Source organism: Pseudomonas sp. PDM03, from assembly GCF_014852385.1.
GTDB lineage: Bacteria > Pseudomonadota > Gammaproteobacteria > Pseudomonadales > Pseudomonadaceae > Aquipseudomonas > Aquipseudomonas migulae.
Genome location: NZ_JACVBM010000001.1, coordinates 88,309 through 107,349, shown reverse-complemented (window position 1 = coordinate 107,349; position 19,041 = coordinate 88,309). Strand labels below are relative to the sequence as shown.

The following is a 19,041-nucleotide window of genomic DNA, read 5'->3' as shown; positions in this document are numbered from 1 at the left end:
TTCTCACCTCCTGAAAGAGAGATACCCCATGAGCACTCGCCCTACTGTTCTGATCACCGGCGCCTCCACCGGCATTGGCGCCGTCTACGCCGAACGCTTCGCACAACGCGGCCACGATCTGGTACTGGTCGCCCGCGACAAGGCTCGCCTGGACACACTGGCAGCGCGCTTGCGCAGTGAGCACGACATCGCCGTCGATGTCATCCCGGCGGACCTGACCCAACTCGGCGATCTGACCACCGTTGAAAGTCGCCTGCGCGACGACGCCCGCATCGGCATTCTCGTCAATAACGCCGGCGCCGCGCTGTCCGGCCACTTCGTCGACCAAAGCACCGACAGCGTTGCGCAACTGGTTGCCCTCAACACCACGGCGCTGGTGCGGCTCGCCAGCGCCATAGCCCCACGCCTGGCCAAGGCCGGCGACGGCGCAATCATCAACATCGGTTCGGTAGTGGGTCTGGCGCCGGAGTTCGGCATGACGGTCTACGGCGCGACCAAGGCCTTCGTGCTGTTCCTTTCCCAGGGCCTGAGCCTGGAGCTTTCGCCTCAGGGCATCTACGTGCAGGCCGTGTTGCCCGCCGCCACCCGCACGGAGATCTGGGATCGCTCCGGCGTCGACATCAACACCCTGAGCGAAATCATGGAAGTGGGTGATCTGGTGGATGCCGCACTGGTCGGTTTCGATCGTCGCGAACCTGTGACCATCCCGCCGCTGCACGAAGCTGAGCGCTGGGATGACCTGCAGGGCGCACGCCAGGGCCTGCTGGGACAAATCCGCCAGTCTGCGGTCGCCCAACGCTACCAGACGCCTCAGTGATTTTTTGCTAGCGAGCATTCGCGGCAGATTCGATGCAGGCACATGGCATTGCATCGAATCCTGCCCGCTGGCCGGAGTGACAATGAGTTCAATGCAGACAAATTCCCGCTCGGGTTCGCCGACGTCATTCATCGACGCGGCGAACCAGTCGATCACGGTCAACGGCATTCCCTTTGCCTACCGCGACACCGGGCCCGCAATCGGCGTGCCCCTCGTGCTGTTCAATCATTGGGGCGCGGTGCTGGACAACTTCGACCCCGCGATCATCGATGGACTGGCGCAAACCAGACGCGTCATTACCACCGACTATCGCGGCATCGGCCGCTCTGCTGGAACCGCGCCACTGACGGTGGGTGAAATGGCCGACGATGCCATCCGGCTGATCCAAGCGCTGGGGCTGGAAACCGTTGATGTGCTTGGTTTCTCCCTCGGCGGTTTTGTCGCTCAGGACATCGCCCTGAAGGCACCTGATCGGGTGCGTCGTTTGATACTGACCGGCACCGGACCGGCGGGCGGCACCGGTATCGACAAGGTCGGCACAGTGTCATGGCCATTGATCCTCAAAGGCTTGCTGACCCTGCGCGATCCCAAGTTCTACCTTTTCTTTACTTCGTCGGCCAATGGACGACGGTCCGCCTCGCAGTATTTACGACGCCTCAAGGCACGCAAGAAAAATCGCGACAAGGGCCCGACGCCCCGCGCCTTCCTGCGGCAATTGAGAGCCATCACCGCGTGGGGCAAACAACCGCGGCAAGAGCTCGGACGCTTGCGCACGCAGACGCTGATCGTCAACGGCGACAACGACATCATGGTGCCCAGCGTTAACTCGTTTGAGCTGGCCAAGCGTATCCCCAACGCACAGTTGGTGATTTATGAGGATGCCGGGCACGGCGGTATTTTCCAGCATCACGCTGACTTTGTGGCCAAGGCGCAGGCATTCCTCGATGCTTGACCACGTCACGCAGCAACACCGCAATCCACCGACTACCCTCCGTACAACCAGCAAGAGCCGCACCACGATGAAAGCATTTCTGATTGATGGCTATGGCAAGAATCCCGGACGCATTGGCGAAGCGCCCGCTCCCGCAGTCGATGTCCACGACGTCTTGATCGAGGTACATGCGAGCAGTGTCAACGTGCTGGATTCGAAGATCAGCAAAGGCGACTTCAAGCTGATCCTCCCCTACTCCTTTCCTTTGATCTTGGGCAATGACCTGGCGGGTGTCGTGGTTGAAGTCGGCTCGAAGGTGACACGCTTCAAACCGGGAGACGAGGTGTACGCTCGCCCGCCCGAAGCGCGGATCGGGACGTTCGCCCAATTAATCGCCGTGAACGAAAACGCGGTCGCCCTGAAACCCGCCAATACCGACATGACACAAGCCGCATCCCTGCCCTTGGTTGCACTGACCGCCTGGCAAGTACTGGTTGAAACCGCCCGGCTGCAAAAGGGCCAGAAAGTGCTGATTCACGCGGGTTCCGGCGGCGTCGGCACCATTGCGATTCAGCTTGCCAAACACCTCGGTGCGTTTGTCGCCACAACCACCAGCACCGCCAATGTCGAATGGATCAAGGCGCTCGGGGCCGATCTAGTCATCGACTATAAACAGCAGAACTTCGAAAATGTGCTCCATGACTACGACGTGGTGCTGAACAGTCTCGGCGCCGACGTGCTGGAGAAATCACTCGCGGTCCTGAAACCCGGTGGTCAACTCATTTCCATCTCGGGCCCACCCACTGTGCAGTTCGCGAGGGAGCAAGGATTGTCCTGGCCATTGCAGCAAGTCATGCGACTGCTGAGCCTTGGCATTCGTCGCAAAGCGCGCAAGCAGGACGTCAGCTACGCGTTCGTGTTCATGCGGGCCAATGGCGCTCAACTGCAACACATCACCGCGCTCGTGGAGGATGGGATCATCAAACCAGTGGTTGATCGTTCCTTCCCCTTTGAATCAACGGCTGAAGCATTGAAGTACGTTGAGCAGGGACGCGCCAAGGGCAAGGTCGTTGTTTCGCTCAAATGACCACGCCGCCTACTCATGAGTCGACCATAGAAACTGCACAGCTTTTACTGCTTGAGCGCTCATCATCCGAATTGATTTCGCCAGAGGTGCAGGAACAGCAAGCGCCGCAACCGGATGTTGCGCGGGTTGAACCGCCCGCTATCGTTTGGCGCAGTTTGATGCTTGAGCCCTAGGGCGAAACGGGTTGCATATGATCTCGTCAAGCTGTCGCGTTCGACTCGACAAGATGAACTTCCGTGGTATTGCGTCCGGCCAGCCAGGCCAGCACAGACGCGGCGACCAGGACAGCGGCACTAAGCTCGAAAGTGGCTTTGTATCCACTCAGATCAAATGCCAGACCGCCAATGATTGCGCCGCCGGCGATTGCCAGTTGGACGATGGCCACCAGCAAGCCGCCTCCGGCTTCCGCATCATCCGGGAGCGTCTGCGCCAGCCATGTCCACCAGCCGACCGGTGCGGCCGTGGCAACCAGTCCCCAGAGTCCGAGCAGCACCGCGGTCAGCAGCGGTGATTTACCGAAGCTGACTAATGCCAGCGCGATGGCTGCCATGATCAGCGGGATGACGGTCAACGTGCGGTAGAGGCTGCGGCCCATAAACCGTTCGATCAGAAAGGTGCCGATAAAACCTGCCAGTCCCAACCCCAGCAGCATGAACGACAAGGTTGAGACGCTGACGCCAGTCACACCCTCAAGAAATGGCCGCAGGTAGGTGAACAGCATGAACTGGCCCATGAAAAATACGCTGACGGCGACCATGCCCAAAGCCACTGGCAATTGCCTCATCAACCGCAGAACGTTGCCGCTACCTGCCTGGCGTTCGGCCTTGAAGGACGGAAGGCTGATCAGCAGCCACACGGCGGCAAGCGCTGCGACTGGAACCACACAGAAGAATGCGCCGCGCCAGCCGATCAACGAACCGAGGAAGCTGCCCGCCGGAGCGGCGATGACCGTGGCCAATGCGTTACCGCCATTGACGATGGCCAGCGCTCGCGAAACTTGTTCAGGCTTCACCAGTCGCATTGCAGTCGCCGCCGACAGTGACCAGAAACCACCAATCGCTATCCCGATCAAAGCACGCCCAAACATGAATGAGGGGTAACCCGGGGCGAGCGCGACGACCGTTCCGGAGACGATCATCAGCAAGGTCAGGCCCAGCAGAAGCTTCTTGCGTTCGATGCGAGCGGCGACCGAGGCAATCAACAGGCTGGTGATCAAGGCAAAGGCACCGGACACGGAAATACCCTGCCCGGCCTGGCCTTCGGTGATGTGCAGGTCAGCCGCGATGGGCGTCAGCAGGCTGACGGGCATGAACTCTGAAGCGACCAGGGCGAATGCGGCCAGCGACATGGCCAGCACGGCGCTCCAGCCGCGTTTTTCTGTAGAAGGTAACGTCATGAAAACTACCTGTGGTGCGAAAAAACGTAGGGGTTTGATGCGCAGGGGCAAGCAGTTTGTCGCCCGTCCGGGCACTGTCCCTGTAACAGATAGACACATTCTTCCGGTCAATCCGGTGCTTCTCTAGCGCATTCCTCTTGAATGCTTGCCTGATCCTCTGGCGATGCAGGGTGATGGATAGGAAACGTCTCGCGCGCGGATTAGAGTTCGGTCAACAGGAGTGACCCGATATGATCCCGACCCCTCTGCCTCAGGAATCGCCTTTGGCATTGCACATCGACCCGCGCGTGAACGAACCGGGTGACTTCGCCACGGCCATACCCGGGCTGACACTGTTTCGTCGCGACCAGCCGGCGCCCCCCGTGGTGTGCATGATCGAACCCAGCCTGATTCTCGTGGGCCGCGGCGAAAAGCGCCTGTGGGTGGGTGGTGAGGGTTACAGCTATGACCCGTCCCGGTTTCTGGTCACCTCACTGGATCTGCCCGCCAACTCCGAAGTAATACTCGCCAGTCCCGAGCAGCCCTGTGTCGGTTTCGTTCTGAAGCTGGATGTCAGCATGCTTGCCGAGGTCATCACCAAGAGCGGCTTGCCGGCCAAGCGGCAGCCATCAACGGGTACGGGCGCTGCAATTGGCAGCCTGTCGTCAGCTCTGGAAGACGCGCTCGATCGCCTGCTGGCCTTGCTCGATGAACCCGAGGCGATCCCGGTCCTGGCGCCGCTGATTTTGCGGGAAATCCACTATCGGCTGCTCCACACCGACCAAGGCCCACGGCTGCGGCAGATCACTGCCGTCGACGGTCAGGGTTATCGCATCGCCAAGGCGATTGACTGGCTCAAGGTCAACTACACCGATGCACTGCGCATCGACGATCTGGCCGCGCGAGTGCAGATGAGCGCGCCGACCTTTCACCATCACTTCCGCCAGCTCACCGGCATGAGCCCGCTGCAGTACCAGAAATGGCTGCGGCTCAACGAAGCCCGGCGGCTGATGTTGGTAGAGCGCCTCGATGTGTCGCGCGCAGCGTTTGCGGTCGGCTATGAAAGCCCTTCGCAATTCAGCCGCGAATACGGCCGCCTGTTCGGTACCGCGCCCAGTCGCGACATCGTCCTTCTGCGCGGACAACCGCTCGAGGCAGAAGCGCTCGGCACCGTAGCGAATTGAACGAACAACTAGTTTCGCCGGTGATGCGCCTCGCCGCGTGTCACCGCTTATAACAATGCACGTCAACCGATGATCAGCGGGTGAATCATGGAACTACGAATCAACCAGAAGACCTATCAGGTCGATGCCGACGCCGATACACCCTTGCTGTGGGTGATCCGCGATGATCTGGGCATGACCGGGACCAAGTACGGCTGCGGACTGGCGCAATGCGGCGCCTGCTCGGTGCTGGTGGATGGCAATGTGGTGCGTTCGTGCGTCACGCCGGTGGCCGGTGTGGTCGGCCGGGAGGTCACCACCATTGAGGCCATCGAGGCCGATGACGTGGGCAAACGGGTCGTCTCGACCTGGGTCGATCTGCAGGTCGCACAGTGCGGCTACTGCCAGTCCGGGCAGGTGATGGCCGCCACGGCCCTGCTCAAACAGAACCCCAAACCGAGTGATGCGCAGATCGAGGCGGCGATGGTCAATCTGTGCCGCTGCGGTACTTACAACGCCATTCATGCCGCCGTGCATGAACTTGCCGGCAAGGGGGACGCGTGATGAACGTTCGTATCGACCCTTCACAACACGCTTCAGTACTGGATCTGCATGAACCGATCAATGTGTCGCGCAGACGTTTTCTGACCGGTACCGCCGTCGGCGCGCTGGTCCTCGGCTTCGGTCTGCCACTCGCTGCGACACGGGTGCAAGCTGCCACGGCGACGACTGCCGAGCGTGGCACGCAGGTCCCGGCGTTTCTCGAGATCCGCCCGGACAACCGCGTGCGTCTGCTCTGCCCGTTCATGGAAGGCGGACAAGGCACGTTCACTGCGATGGCGCAGATTGTCGGTGAAGAGCTGGATGCCGACCCGGCAACCTTTCTGGTCGAAGCCGCTCCGCCCGGCGAAGCCTATGTGGTGATGGAAAACGGTATGCGCATCACCGGCGGCAGTATGTCGGTGCGCATGAGTTACCCGGTCATGCGTCGCCTCGGTGCCCTCGCCCGTGCCATGCTGCTGCAGGCAGGTGCGCAGCAAATGGGCGTGCCGGTAAGCGAGTTGAGCACCGAGCCTGGCAAAGTCGTGCATGCCAAATCGGGCCGTTCGCTGGCCTACGGTGAACTGGCCGAGCGCGCAATGGATCTGCCGGTTCCCGATCCGGCCTCTGTGAAGCTGCGTGATCCCAGTCAGTTCCGCTGGATCGGCAAACCGGTGAAGCGCCTTGATGCCTACGACAAGTCCACGGGCAAGGCGCTGTACAGCATCGATCTGCAGGTCGACGACATGCTGCATGCCGCCGTTCAACATGCCCCGCGCCTGGGAATGACCGTGGGCAACCTGCGCAACGAAGAGCAGGTCAAGGCGATGAAAGGCGTGCATTCCGTGCATCGTCTGCCGGGTGCCGTGGCAGTGGTTGCCGAGCGCTGGTGGCACGCCAAACGTGCCGTCGAGGCGATTCAGGTCGACTGGCAAGAGCCGACGGCCGACAGCAAAGTGCGGCCGATGCCCGCCGACTTTTCCAGCGATGCCTGGCTCAAGCGCCTCGCTGAAGATAAAAGCCCCGCCAAAGATGATGAACATGAAGGCGATGTGGCTACGATTCTCAAGGAGTCCAAGACCCGGATCGACGCCACTTACCACAACCAATACCTGAACCACGGGCAGTTGGAGCCGCCGTCAGCACTCGCCCGATTCAATCCGGACGGTTCGCTGGAAGTCTGGCTGCCGAACCAGGCGCCGGACATGTTCCGTGCCGACATCGCCAAACGCACGGGCCTCGATCCGTCGCGCATCACTTTGCATTCGCCTCTGCTGGGCGGGTTCTTCGGCCGGCATTTTCTCTACGACTCGGCCAACCCCTACCCTCAGGCGATCGCGCTGTCCAAAGCAGTCGGGCGCCCGGTCAAACTGATCTGGAGTCGCGAAGAAGAGTTCTTGCGTGACGTGCTCCGACCGGTTGCAGCGGTGAACTTCCGTGCCGCGCTGGACAACGATGGCTGGCCGCTGGCAATCGAAGCGATCAGTGCCACCGAAGGCCCGACCGAAGCCCTCGCCGGCAAGCAAGGAGAGAAGCTTGACCCCACAGCGCTTGAAGGATTGTCGGGCAAGTCTTATGCGATCCCCAACAAACGCATCGCACAGATCTACGTCAAAGGTCCGGCGATGCTCGGTTACTGGCGTTCGGTGGGCAATTCCCTCAACGACTTCTTCTATGAATCGTTCCTCGATGAGCTGGCTGACAAGGGCGGCAAAGACCCGTTCGACCTGCGCCTGCATCTGTTACGCGACAACAAGCGGTTGACCACCCTGCTGCAAGCGGTGGGTGAATTGTCGGGTGGCTGGAAGCGCGGCCCGTTTACTGCCGAGGATGGCAGCCGACGTGCGCGCGGTGTGGCCATGGCTTCGCCGTTCGGTACGGAGACGGCGGTGATCGCCGAGGTGTCCATCGAGAACGGCCAGGTCAAGGTGCACGACATCTGGCAGGCGATTGACCCGGGCAGCATCGTCAACCCGGCGATTGTCGAGGCTCAGGTCAATGGCGCCGTGGCGCTGGGACTGTCGCAAACCCTGGTGGAAGAAGCCGTGTGGCTGGATGGCAAACCCCGGGCGCGCAACTACGACTTGTATCCGATCCTGCCGCCTGCGCGGATGGCCCGGGTCCACGTGCGGGTGGTCGAGAGCGGGGAAAAAATGGGTGGCATCGGTGAACCGCCATTGCCGGCCGTCGCGCCCGCCGTCGCTAACGCGGTGGCAAGGCTAACCGGTCAGCGGGTGCGCAGCCTGCCCATGAGCCGACACACCTTCACTTGATCATCGCCGGAGCGTCCATGAATCACAGCCGATTCGCAAGAACCGCTGGCTGGCTGGCGGTGCCGTGCCTGGTCGCGGCAGGCCTGCTGGCCTGGTATGTCACCCGCGAGCCCGTCTCGCGCCTGGAAAACCATCAGATCGCCGTGGCCGACATCGACCCGGCATTGGTCGCTCGGGGCGAATACGTCGCCAGGTTGAGTGATTGCGTGGCCTGTCACAGCGTGCCGGGTGGCGCGCCGTTCGCCGGTGGGCTGGAAATGGCCACACCGCTGGGCGCGATCCATGCGACCAATATCACCCCGGACATGGAAACCGGCATCGGTCACTACAGCCTGGCGGACTTCGACCGTGCCGTGCGCCACGGCGTAGCTCCCGACAGTCGCCGGTTATACCCGGCGATGCCCTACCCGTCCTACGCCAAGCTCAGTGACGATGATGTGCGTGCGCTGTATGCGTTCTTCATGAAAGGCGTGGCGCCGGTGAAACAGGCGAACATCCCGAGTGCGATTCCGTTCCCGCTGAACCTGCGCTGGCCGATTGCACTGTGGAACGGTGTGTTTGTCGACGCCGAGCCCTACGTAGCCAAACCGTCGCAGGATGAACAGTGGAACCGTGGCGCTTACCTCGTTCAGGGTGCCGGACACTGCGGCAGCTGCCATACGCCGCGTGGCTTGGCGTTCAACGAAAAGGCGCTGGATGAATCCGGTACACCGTTCCTCGCGGGCGCCTTGCTCGATGGCTGGTATGCACCAAGCCTGCGCTATGATCACAACACCGGCCTGGGCCGTTGGAGCGAGTCGGAAATCGTGCAGTTCCTCAAGACCGGGCGCAACCAACATGCGGTGGTCTACGGCTCGATGACCGAGGCGTTCAACAACTCCACGCAGTTCATGAGCGATGACGATCTGACGGCCATTGCCCACTATCTGAAGTCGCTTCCCGGGGATCGCGAACGGGATGGCGCGCCGTGGCAGTACCAAGCGGTTTCGGCAGCGCAACGTCTGGACTCGCCCGGTGCTCATACCTACGTGGCGCGCTGTGCTTCGTGCCATGGCCTGGACGGCAAGGGTCAAGCGGAATGGATGCCGCCGCTGGCCGGCGCGACTTCAGCACTGGCCAAGGAAAGCGCCTCGGCAATCAACATCACCCTGAATGGTGCGCAGCGTGTGGTGGCGGCCGGCGTGCCGGATGCCTATCGCATGCCGGCCTTCCGTGAGCAGTTGTCGGATCAGCAGATCGCCGAAGTGCTGACTTTCATGCGCAGCACCTGGGGCAATCAGGGCGGTGCTGTTGATGCACAGACGGTTGGCAAACTGCGGGAACACACCGATCCGGCCAGCAGCAGCCCGATCATTCTGCAGATGCGTTAGAGGAGAACCTGATGGAGAGTATCGACTTGCTGGTCCTGCGCACAGCGCGGGACTGGCTTGCCGCCGGCGAGCGTGTGTTGCTCGCCACGGTGGCGCGCACCTGGGGTTCATCACCACGGCCGACGGGCTCGATGATGGCTTTGCGTGACGATGGTCGAGTGGTGGGAAGCGTGTCCGGTGGCTGCATCGAAGACGATTTGATCCATCGCTATACCACGGCCCATGGCGGCAGCGCTTTTAACGACAGTGCGCCACAAGTGGTGCGCTATGGCGTCAGCGCCGATGAGGCGCATCGCTTCGGCTTGCCCTGCGGTGGCACGCTTGAACTGATTCTGGAGTTCAACCCGGCGTGGCAGTCACTCGACTCGTTGCTAGTGCAACTGGACGCCGGGCAACTGGTCCGTCGTCGCCTGAAGTTGGAGTCCGGTAAGGTCATGCTCGAACCGACCGCGACGCCGGAACAATTCAACTTCGATGGCACGCAGATGCTGAACACCTTGGGACCGGGCTACCGGATGCTGATGATCGGTGCCGGCGCGCTGGCCGAGTATCTGGCCACCATGGCGCTGTTCAACGGTTTCAAGGTGGCGGTGTGCGATCCGCGTCCCGAGTACATCGAGACCTGGGCGGTGGAAGGCGTGGAGCGGATTGTCGGCATGCCGGACGACGTGGTCCGCGACTTCGCGGTCGATCTACGCACCTGCATTGTCGCCTTGAGTCATGACCCCAAACTCGACGATCTGGCCCTGCTCGAAGCACTCCACAGCCCGGCGTTTTACATCGGCGCCATCGGCTCTCGGCGCAACAGCCAGCTGCGCCGCGAACGCCTGATCGAACATTTTGGTGAGACCGAGGCGTCGCTTGAGCGACTGCACGGACCGATCGGCCTCTACATCGGTAGCAAGACGCCTGCGGAAATCGCCGTAAGCGTGATGGCCGAGATCCTTGCGGCCAAGAATGGTGCGAGATTGCCGAGTGGGCTCAGCGTCGCCCAAGCAAAGCACTCCATTGAGTCTGTGGCCTCCTCATCGTAGAGCGATGCTTAAATGCCGAAGCCCAGTGCATATTTCTCAGCATTCCGGCAGCACAAGCCCATAGTCGTCATTGGAGACTTGAGCCGCTTCGTTGAGTCGCTGGCGCAACGCAGTAGTCAGTTGCCTTTCCACCTCCCATGGGTCCGACAAGGCCGCGAGCTGCGGTGCTAATTGCGGCGACAAGCTCATCAACGAGTGATTGAGAGACCGAGCCGTTTCATACGCGGCCTTCTGCACAAAGCTGACCTCGACCAACTCTCCCTGCGCCTTACGAAACTCCATCTCCGCCATCCGTGCCAGGTAATGCTCGCGATGTGCGCGGGCTTTCTGAAAGTCCGGGGTCTGCCCTTGCGCGGGATCAACGGACGGCGGCGCAGCCATGTTAGTCGGCTCGGATTGGGCGGCGACGTGACTGTACACATCACGCTGAAGCCGCTCCTGTTGATGGCGAGCGGCGACGGCAGCCTTACTCGGGTCGGCGGTATCGCGGATCAACGCTTCAGTGGCCATCACATCAACCTGCTTGCCATTCGGAGACAGGACCAGGCGGCCATTCTCTTTCAGCCAGGTGATGTAGCTCGGTGATCGGCCGATGTGCGCAGCGAACGTGAAGGCATTTTTGGTTGCCATTGCCGAATCCGAAGGCGGTAGCTACCACGCGAAATATGGTTATGGCTGGGCACCGGGTTTTCAATCCGGGAAATGGACTTTCACTGATGAGACCACCCATCCGGGGGCCGGTTACGGCGGAAAAACTACGGCATCGGGCATGTATCAAATTACCATTGCCACTTGGCGCGAGTATGCCGGAAAGATGGGACTCACCGACTTTACGCCTAATACGCAAGACCTTATCGCGGTCGACATTCTGCGCACCCTCGGTGTGATCGATAAGATCAAGGCCGGCGACATCCCGGGAGCAATGCCGAAAGCGGCAACGAGGTGGGCGGCACTTCCCGAAGGGCCTGGTAAGAAAAATCATTATCCGCCGCAACCGTATGCCGAGTATCCAAAGTTTTTGGAGAGCTACAAATCGGCTGGAGGGACTGTCAAATGAAGTTTTCAATCCTCGCGCTCGTCGCACTTTATTGCATTGGCACCAGCGCAGCGTTTGCGGATGGCTCGCAGGCGACAAGCGACAGGCGCGGACCGGCAGGCATCGCCGTCGGGGAGCCCCTAGTCACGGCCAGGTCCAAGCTCGTCGAAAAAGGATGGAAGCCGACGCGGATGCATACCACCGATGGCTATGAATATAGTGGCGTGGAGCGGGAGCTGGCTGCACGCAAGTTCTTCGAGGTCGATGTCTGCTCTTTTGATAGCTCACGTTGCATCTTGTTCTACTCAAAGAACGGCGCTTGCCTGCGCGTCGACACCATTGGGGAGCAATTCAATGACATGACGGTTACGCGATGGGCCGATGAGTGTCCTGACGCCAAGTAAGCGCGGCGCGGGATAGCAACCGACTATTTTGAATGGGGCGACATTTGCCAGTACCTGGCCCCGCGCCAAAAATTGCAGTCATTCAACCTCAGTGTGATCCCCCCTCACATGCGCTTGGCACGCAACAAGGGCAATCATTCCCCGGTCGCCTTCATCGGTGAAGGCGATAATTCGTTGAGCATGCGCTGGGTCAAGTCGGGCGCGCGCTCCTCCATGAACCACGCCGCCAGCTTCGGTACCGGCTGGCACTGAGCAGCCGTTGGCTGACTCGGTGGCATCGAGTAGGACTGACAGGCGCACATCAGCAGTGGCAAGACGGTCGCGCAGGCGAACTTGATCACATTGGGCATCGCTCAGGGCTCGGTAATGGGTTTGTTCGCTGGCTGACAGTCGCTGCTCGAGCGCCAGGCGTTTGTCTTGCTCGGCGCGTTGCTGGGTGGCTGGGTGGCTGCGGCCAAGGTCAGTTGATTGAGAGTTTCCGCCTGCAGGCGGGCGTGATGTTCCAGCTGCTGACCGTAGCGCCAGTCTTGAACCTGCCAGGTGATCGCGGCAGCCCGACCGTTCTGTTCTTGGGCAATTCCGAGCAGGTCGAAAGCCAGGCCCGCGACGACCTGATGAACCAGCTCAACGAAAGCTACAACGCCACCGCCAGCAAGGGTTGGGGGTTCTTCCACCAAGAGTCAGGCGCTACCCGCTCAGCGGCTTGCTCGGCAAGTACCTAGCCGGCGTTACCGACTTCCTGGCGTTCAGCATCACGGCCGTCGAACAGCTAACCAAGCTGATGGAAGAGTCGAACCTAACTACCGGTGGGCACGCCCTCTTCTGCCACTACCAGCAAGGCCTGACCGAGTACTTGGTTATCGCCCTGGTGCAGGGAACCGAAGCGGTGACCGTGACCGAAGAGCTGCATCTGATGACTGTGAATCGCCTGGACCTGGACCATATCCGCTTGGCCGCGCGCATTAACATCAGCGAATGGCAGACCAGCCGTCAGTCGAAGCAGTACATCTCGTACCTGAAGGGTAAACAGGGCCGAAAAATCAGCGAGTACTTCCGCGACTTCATCGGCTGTCAGGAAGGGATTGACGGCCCAGGTGAAATCCGCACCCTGCTGCGTGATGACGCAGCGGAAGCCTGCATGTGGATCAAGCGAGCGATTGATCCCGACGATCAATCGATGACCATCAACGAGTTTTTGCAGAAGGCACTCGACCGCCTGGAGTGACCCATGAGCACATTTGCCGTATTCGGAATGAGTGAGAACCGGGCTCGCGAAGAGGCCAAAGAACACACCAACACCTACAAGATGGAAAACGGAAAGATGGTTGAGCGGACCATCCCTGAGTGGGAGCTGGCAGTTGAGGCCGAGGTGGTAAGGATCATGGCCAGCAAGAAATGCGTCCGCTTGTCTCCGATGTTCGACGCCCCCAGTACGCGCAGCAGTTCATGGAGATGGCTAGGGCCAGTATCGTTTGTCGCGTGATACAAAAACTCTTCAATCAATCGCTTCATAAGAAATCATCTCGTAACTACAAAGACAAGGAAACGCTCCTAGTACAAGCTAGTAAGCCAATTGACTTCGCCCCTCACTCCACCGCCCGGGCATGACCCGGCATAGGACGCCCCATGCCCACGCAGTGGCGGACCAATATACAAAGTCAATTATTCCGAAGAGATCGATGTCCTAGAACGACTCGCCGAGCTGCCAGATCGCTCTTTAGTGGTGCCTTGCAATAAGGAAACGTTGTAATCGTAGGTCGATATCAACGGCACTGGCCCCTCGTTCCGAGCCATCCCGAGCCATTGCCTCGTTCGTTCAACGTCAAAGAATTCGTTCTTGAACTTCATCTTCGCAACAAGGTTTGCTGAGACCCTGAAGTGTCCACATCCGGCCGAGCATTTGACCTCGGACCAGCATCCTGTCGTGTGAACAATCTTAGAAGCAGCTTGGCAAATTAAGCATTGCATGTCCGATCTCCATTTCGATGACCAACTCACTGTAGCCGAACACCGGCCAAGGCTCCTCCATGCCAACAGAAAACAAACCGGTCGAGCCTGGCTTTGACCTGACACGCCAGATGGCGGACGCGGTTACATAGCCCACCTGCTCAAGACCGTGCTCAAGCATCACGACTATCGCCATTACATCAATGAATGGCGATAAGACTCGAATAACGTTACCGCCCCATTGACCAGGCGAAGCCGACCGCATGCCTTGCTTGATTTGCTCCGGCCTCCATAAACCTACTTCATTTCGGCTTTCGTTCCAGACCCTGCGCGCGCCGACAACCAGCGCAACAGGTCCTCACCGCTCATCGGTCGGGCGTAGAAATAGCCTTGCCCAGAAGTGCAACCCAGCTCCAGTAACAGGTCATGTTCTTCTTTATTCTCAATGCCCTCGATCACCACCGACATCCCCAGGCTTTCACCCAGCGCCAAAGTACTGGAGATGGCTGCCCGGCAGCGCGGTTCATGTTTGAGAGTGCGGATAAACTCGCCATCGAGTTTGATCTCGTTGAACGGCAACTGACATAACCGCTGCAACGACGAGAATCCCGCCCCAAAGTCATCGATCGACAACTGGCAGCCCATCATTCGTAACCGCACCAGGGTTTCCAGACTAGTGACTGGACTTTCCAGCAACCCGCTTTCCGTGAGTTCAAAGGTCAGACTGGAACCCGCCGCATTGTGAAACTGCAGAATGCGTTTGACGATCGATGTGAGGTCGCTATTGGCCAGTTGCGTTACGTGCAGATTGAACGCCAGGTTTAATACAAAGCCATCGCTGCGCGCTTGTTGTTGCAGGCGCAGCGAAGTATCCATTTGTGCGAATAACAACTCATCAAGTAATCCGCAACGTTCCAGCACTGGCATGAACACCGCCGGGGACAGAATGCCTGAAGCAGGATGCTGCCATCGCGTCAGCACCTCCACGCCTTTCACCTCCCCGGTACTCAGATTCACCTTGGGCTGATACCAGGCTTTCAGCTGTTGCTCGCGTAGTGCTCGACGAACCTCATCTTCACTGGCCAACTCAACAGGGGCGCGAACTGGCGGCACAACATCCGAACCACGCAGGTGCTTTTTCAGCAAGACGTCCAGAGCAGGCGCTTGCATCGGCTTACCGACATCACCAAGCATTTCCAACCCCAACAACGACACGATCTGCTGCACCGCCCGACGCAGGTCGGCGGACAGCGAGCTGCTGATGATCACAGAGCCTACGAGCCCCGAGCGTCCGACTCGCTGAAGAAACTCCAGACCATCCATGCCGTCCATACACAAGTCACAGAGGGCAATGTCTACCTTGCCTACTTTGTGTAAAACATCGAGTGCCTGGACGCCATCTACAGCCTCGAAAACTTCCTGACAGCCAAGCTGGCGCAGCATGCTGACCGCGACTGAACGCTGAAATTCATGATCTTCAAGCACCAGTACACGCAGAGGAAGACGCTTCATGGAAATCAGCTCGGTGATGGAGGGCGAACCATCCTGCCTAAAGCTGAAACAAATCTAATTAGGAAATATCTGACATTCGCGAGGATTAATCTTACGTCGATGAATTTCTCTGGCGAGGCCCCAATGCAATATGGGCCGTTGAGCACGCCTCAGTTCGCGCGGATAGCTTGTTCCACGCGCCGAACAAACTGATCGACTTCGTCTGCACAGTCGTGGCCAGAGTTCGTGACCAATCTCTCCACCTCTCGACAAAGAACAATGAGGCTTTTGGCTTTGCCGACCGCAAGAGCGCCACGAATCCGGTGCAACAATCTAACGATTTCTGCAGCGTCGGATTCCTTCATCGCGGATTTCAATCCGCTCAAATCTTCACGAATAGTGAGCATGAAGAGCTCAATCATGCGCTCTGGAATCTGCAACTGATCTTGATGGTCTGCAGCTTCCAGAACTTCAATTTTGTCGAGTGAAGATCCGCCCATCGCGCTTTTCAGGCACAGGTAAAGGCCTTGAATGTCGATGGGTTTGGTCAACCAATTGTTCATGCCGGCATGTATGCAGCGCTCGCCCTCTTCTCGCAATGCATTGGCAGTAACGCCGATTATGGGTATCTCCAGATCCCGCTGTCTGACGGACTCTGTAAAGTCATAACCGTCCATGACGGGCATGTTGACGTCAGTGAGGATCAGGTCATAGCGTCCGTGCTCAAGAGCTTTCAGCGCTTGAATACCATTCGATACCACCTCGACCGTACAACCGATGGCTTGCAGTTGCTCTTTCATCAGACGCTGATTGACCGGGCTGTCTTCAGCCAGTAGCACATTAAGGCCCAAATGACGTTTATCGGGGGCGATTGTGTTGGCAATGGGCTCGGGCATGGCACCGGTGACGGCCATGGTGAGAGCCTGGCGCATGCCCGAGAGGCTGTGCTGACTGACCAGAATATCTTTGCCAATAACTTGCGGCACTTCACTGAAGTCATGCTGGGCAAAGACTTTGACGCCACCCCAATCGAGCACTGGCAATTGTTCAGGCATGACTTCCAATAGCGCATCGTGGAATGCCTGGACTTGAGTCGAAACAATTACGCCAAGACGCTCCAGCCATGCAGCCAGACTCTGCGTCAATGCCGGGTACGGTGTGCGCACCAATACGTTCTTACCGGATAACAGTTGATCGGACACAGGGATCATCGCCGGGTTCAGGACATCCGCCGTTAACGCGAAAGTGAACTCGCTGCCCTCTCCCGTCTGACTGCTGACCCTGAGCGTGCCGCCCATCATCTGGCTGAGCATGGAACATATGGGAAGGCCCAACCCTGTACCCTTGACCGTGTGTTGCTTGCTGTTGGCCTGGTAAAAGTTCTCGAACAAGCGCTCCTGGTGAGCTGGCGAAATACCTGGCCCGGAATCGACGATTCGCCACTCCAATCCGACTTGACCATTAGGGTTGTGGGTCACAGCCACAAAAACCGCTACATGCCCACTGTCGGTGAACTTGATCGCATTACTCAGTAGATTACTGATGATTTGCCGAATACGAAGACTGTCCCCAGATACCTCTTGAGGCAGGGCCGGATCGATACAACAAAAAAGCGATAAGCCTTTACTCGCAGCGGTACCTGCAAAAAGGCGAATGATGTCTTCGATAAGGTCCAGCGGATTGAATTTGATCGGCTCAAGAACCAATTGTCCTGCTTCGATTTTCGACATATCCAGGACATCGCTGATCAAATGCAGCAGGACGTCGGAGGAACTGCTTATCGTCGCGAGGTAGGCGCGTTGTCGCTCTTCCAGTTCTGTCATGCCCAGTAATTCGAGCGTTCCAAGTACACCGTAAAGCGGCGTGCGAATTTCGTGGCTGATCGTTGCCACGAAGTTGCTTTTTGCTTCGTTGGCCGCGTCCGCGGCTTTGCGCGCAAACACCAGAGTTGCCGCCGCCTCGCGATGGGAAGTGATGTCCGTGAAGGTGCACAGCAAAACCCGCTCGCCCTGATAATCTGTCGGGGCAAAACGAACATGCAACGATCGTTCAGCCGTCATCAGGCAACCTTCACCCGAGAGCGCCTGATCCTGGTCGAACATAGGCCAGTCGCGCATCAAGTCGTGAAGATCTCCGGCATCACCAAGCCACTCGGTAAACAGCTCGTTTTGGGTGACCTGCTCCAAGCCCTCCGCTCTTATAACGCACAAGGCCAGCGGCACCGTTTGCAGCAGTGAATGATTAAAGTCGTGATTAACCAACAACTCCCTATAGTCCGTACTTGCGGGTACCACGACACGACGCCGATACCAGGTAATCAGCCACCAGCCACCGAATACACACACCATCAACAAACCCGCCAGCCCCAGTAGCGGCCATCTCGCGTCGTGAATAAGACGCTCATAACTAATGTGATACAGCGCCTGCCAGGTTCCACGAGTGCCGGCGCTTCGCTTGATCAGCAAACCGGAGGTCGTCAGGTGCAGGCCATTTTCGTAATCATGGATTTCAGTATCTGACGCACCGACCAGCAGAGTGCCGTCAGGCGCAATCAGATCAATCGATTCAAACGCCGGAAAATCGAAAAACTGCTTATCGATCCTTACACCAAAGGCATTGAACTCGTTGAGTTCCAGTAGCGTCGCCGCGATCATTTCGGCGGGCTCACTACCGTCTGCGCTGTACCCGTGGGATTGGTCGGAGATATAGGCGAGCAGTTCCCGTCGCCCATCCATCAGGAAGCGCTCACCGGGTGTCCAGTGCACAATCAGGTCGCTGTTTTTGGGCGGATGCCGGGCAATGGTTGCCTTGACCTTTTCCACGACCGACAACAACACGGGCCGCGAATCCGCAGGCCGTGAGTCAATCGAAGGAACCGCAATATCAAACCCGTTATCCGGATCGAACAAAAACATCTGCGGTGCGGTGAATGATGATCCACTCCAGAAATCGCTGTAGACATTGGCCAAACCGCGGGCCTGATCCAACTCCCGAGCCACTGCGCCACTGGCGAGCAAGTCGGTGCGATCAGGCATGAGCACCGATACGGTGGTCGAAGACTGTGAGGCCTTGCCCTCATAGAGGCGCAAGTCGCCGAGTGGACGTTCATTGAAGACATAACCGACGCTTTTTGCCGGTTTGTAATCAACCGAACCACTGGCTTTTATTGCTCGCAACAAAAACGTTTCGTGATCGTTGGCGCGCGCTACCAGTCTCAAAAAGTGATAGTTGACTTTGACAAGTTCGCCCCTGACGACTTTGTAGGTTGCCCAATAGCCAACAACTACAAAAAACAGCAGCAACAAAAAAGAAACGATCAAACCAAAACCCAGACGCAGGGAGATTTTTTCCAGCCGCCCTACTCTTGATTGTCTATAACGCATAAAAAATCAAATCAGACGGCATTAACCCACGCCCGTAAACCATCAAAAAATCCCCCGCCACAGGAGCGTTTTCGCTCCATTTGCGTGCTGACAAACCATGAAAGCAAAGTCATTGAAGGCCGTAAGATTAATCCTACAAGCGCTGTAGAAACCGCCGACCGACAGTCTGCCTGAGCTGCGCCAAGGTTCA

Annotated in this window: 16 protein-coding genes and 2 pseudogenes; 12 read left to right on the top strand and 6 right to left on the bottom strand. The window is 58.7% G+C overall.

Annotated elements, in window-relative coordinates; translation table 11 throughout:
- Nucleotides 1–28: 28 nt before the first annotated feature.
- The 3 genes from IB254_RS00480 (at nucleotide 29) to IB254_RS00470 (ending at nucleotide 2,835) form a co-directional block, all read left to right on the top strand.
- On the top strand, nucleotides 29–817 hold the full coding sequence (locus IB254_RS00480) for an SDR family NAD(P)-dependent oxidoreductase (protein ID WP_192415688.1): 789 nt from the start codon (nucleotides 29–31) through the stop codon (nucleotides 815–817).
- Between the two features lie 82 nt (nucleotides 818–899).
- Nucleotides 900–1,769 (top strand): alpha/beta fold hydrolase, encoded by an 870-nt coding sequence (locus IB254_RS00475; RefSeq protein WP_192415686.1) that lies wholly within the window; start codon nucleotides 900–902, stop codon nucleotides 1,767–1,769.
- Between the two features lie 67 nt (nucleotides 1,770–1,836).
- Nucleotides 1,837–2,835, top strand: a complete 999-nt coding sequence (locus IB254_RS00470) for an NADP-dependent oxidoreductase (protein ID WP_192416606.1) — start codon at nucleotides 1,837–1,839, stop codon at nucleotides 2,833–2,835.
- Nucleotides 2,836–3,034: 199 nt separating this feature from the next.
- Here the strand turns inward: IB254_RS00470 and IB254_RS00465 are convergent, their stop codons facing one another.
- A complete protein-coding gene (locus tag IB254_RS00465) occupies nucleotides 3,035–4,231 on the bottom strand; it encodes an MFS transporter (RefSeq protein ID WP_192415684.1) in 1,197 nt (398 codons plus the stop codon).
- Nucleotides 4,232–4,461: 230 nt separating this feature from the next.
- Here IB254_RS00465 and IB254_RS00460 point away from each other — a divergent pair, with 230 nt between their 5' ends.
- From IB254_RS00460 to IB254_RS00440, 5 genes are all read left to right on the top strand, one after another.
- The gene (locus tag IB254_RS00460) at nucleotides 4,462–5,394 is read left to right on the top strand and encodes an AraC family transcriptional regulator (RefSeq protein WP_192415682.1); all 933 of its coding nucleotides are present in this window, start codon (nucleotides 4,462–4,464) and stop codon (nucleotides 5,392–5,394) included.
- A gap of 87 nt (nucleotides 5,395–5,481) precedes the next feature.
- The gene (locus IB254_RS00455; protein WP_027613020.1) at nucleotides 5,482–5,937 is read left to right on the top strand and encodes a (2Fe-2S)-binding protein; all 456 of its coding nucleotides are present in this window, start codon (nucleotides 5,482–5,484) and stop codon (nucleotides 5,935–5,937) included.
- Nucleotides 5,937–8,186, top strand: a complete 2,250-nt coding sequence (locus IB254_RS00450) for a xanthine dehydrogenase family protein molybdopterin-binding subunit (protein ID WP_192415680.1) — start codon at nucleotides 5,937–5,939, stop codon at nucleotides 8,184–8,186. Before IB254_RS00455 ends, IB254_RS00450 begins: the two co-directional genes overlap by 1 nt.
- 17 nt (nucleotides 8,187–8,203) lie before the next feature.
- Complete coding sequence (locus IB254_RS00445; protein WP_192415678.1) at nucleotides 8,204–9,556, top strand: c-type cytochrome; 1,353 nt, start codon at nucleotides 8,204–8,206, stop codon at nucleotides 9,554–9,556.
- A gap of 11 nt (nucleotides 9,557–9,567) precedes the next feature.
- Complete coding sequence (locus tag IB254_RS00440) at nucleotides 9,568–10,590, top strand: XdhC family protein (RefSeq protein WP_192415676.1); 1,023 nt, start codon at nucleotides 9,568–9,570, stop codon at nucleotides 10,588–10,590.
- Between the two features lie 36 nt (nucleotides 10,591–10,626).
- On the opposite strand, the gene IB254_RS00435 is transcribed toward IB254_RS00440, so the two are convergent.
- Nucleotides 10,627–11,220: a terminase small subunit gene (locus IB254_RS00435; protein WP_192415674.1), complete on the bottom strand. Its 594-nt coding sequence runs from the start codon at nucleotides 11,218–11,220 to the stop codon at nucleotides 10,627–10,629.
- Between IB254_RS00435 and IB254_RS00430 the strand changes: the two genes are divergently transcribed.
- Nucleotides 11,210–11,647: a hypothetical protein gene (locus tag IB254_RS00430; RefSeq protein WP_225602218.1), complete on the top strand. Its 438-nt coding sequence runs from the start codon at nucleotides 11,210–11,212 to the stop codon at nucleotides 11,645–11,647. The two genes, IB254_RS00435 and IB254_RS00430, sit on opposite strands and share 11 nt — an antisense overlap.
- On the top strand, nucleotides 11,644–12,030 hold the full coding sequence (locus IB254_RS00425) for a hypothetical protein (protein WP_192415670.1): 387 nt from the start codon (nucleotides 11,644–11,646) through the stop codon (nucleotides 12,028–12,030). The genes IB254_RS00430 and IB254_RS00425 overlap by 4 nt, the downstream gene beginning before the upstream one ends.
- A 78-nt stretch (nucleotides 12,031–12,108) precedes the next feature.
- Here IB254_RS00425 and IB254_RS00420 read toward each other — a convergent pair.
- Nucleotides 12,109–12,617, bottom strand: a pseudogene (locus IB254_RS00420) (lysis protein).
- Between IB254_RS00420 and IB254_RS00415 the strand changes: the two are divergent.
- Nucleotides 12,528–13,147: pseudogene (locus IB254_RS00415) on the top strand (nucleoid-associated protein); the annotation flags it as partial. The pseudogenes IB254_RS00420 and IB254_RS00415 sit on opposite strands and share 90 nt — an antisense overlap.
- A 111-nt stretch (nucleotides 13,148–13,258) precedes the next feature.
- The gene (locus tag IB254_RS00410) at nucleotides 13,259–13,513 is read left to right on the top strand and encodes a hypothetical protein (RefSeq protein WP_192415668.1); all 255 of its coding nucleotides are present in this window, start codon (nucleotides 13,259–13,261) and stop codon (nucleotides 13,511–13,513) included.
- A gap of 453 nt (nucleotides 13,514–13,966) precedes the next feature.
- Here the strand turns inward: IB254_RS00410 and IB254_RS00405 are convergent, their stop codons facing one another.
- The 3 genes from IB254_RS00405 to IB254_RS00395 form a co-directional block, all read right to left on the bottom strand.
- Nucleotides 13,967–14,161 (bottom strand): hypothetical protein, encoded by a 195-nt coding sequence (locus IB254_RS00405; protein ID WP_192415666.1) that lies wholly within the window; start codon nucleotides 14,159–14,161, stop codon nucleotides 13,967–13,969.
- A 113-nt stretch (nucleotides 14,162–14,274) separates the two neighbouring features.
- Nucleotides 14,275–15,462, bottom strand: a complete 1,188-nt coding sequence (locus IB254_RS00400; protein ID WP_318653010.1) for an EAL domain-containing response regulator — start codon at nucleotides 15,460–15,462, stop codon at nucleotides 14,275–14,277.
- Nucleotides 15,463–15,638: 176 nt separating this feature from the next.
- On the bottom strand, nucleotides 15,639–18,851 hold the full coding sequence (locus IB254_RS00395; RefSeq protein ID WP_192415661.1) for a hybrid sensor histidine kinase/response regulator: 3,213 nt from the start codon (nucleotides 18,849–18,851) through the stop codon (nucleotides 15,639–15,641).
- Nucleotides 18,852–19,041 lie beyond the last annotated feature (190 nt).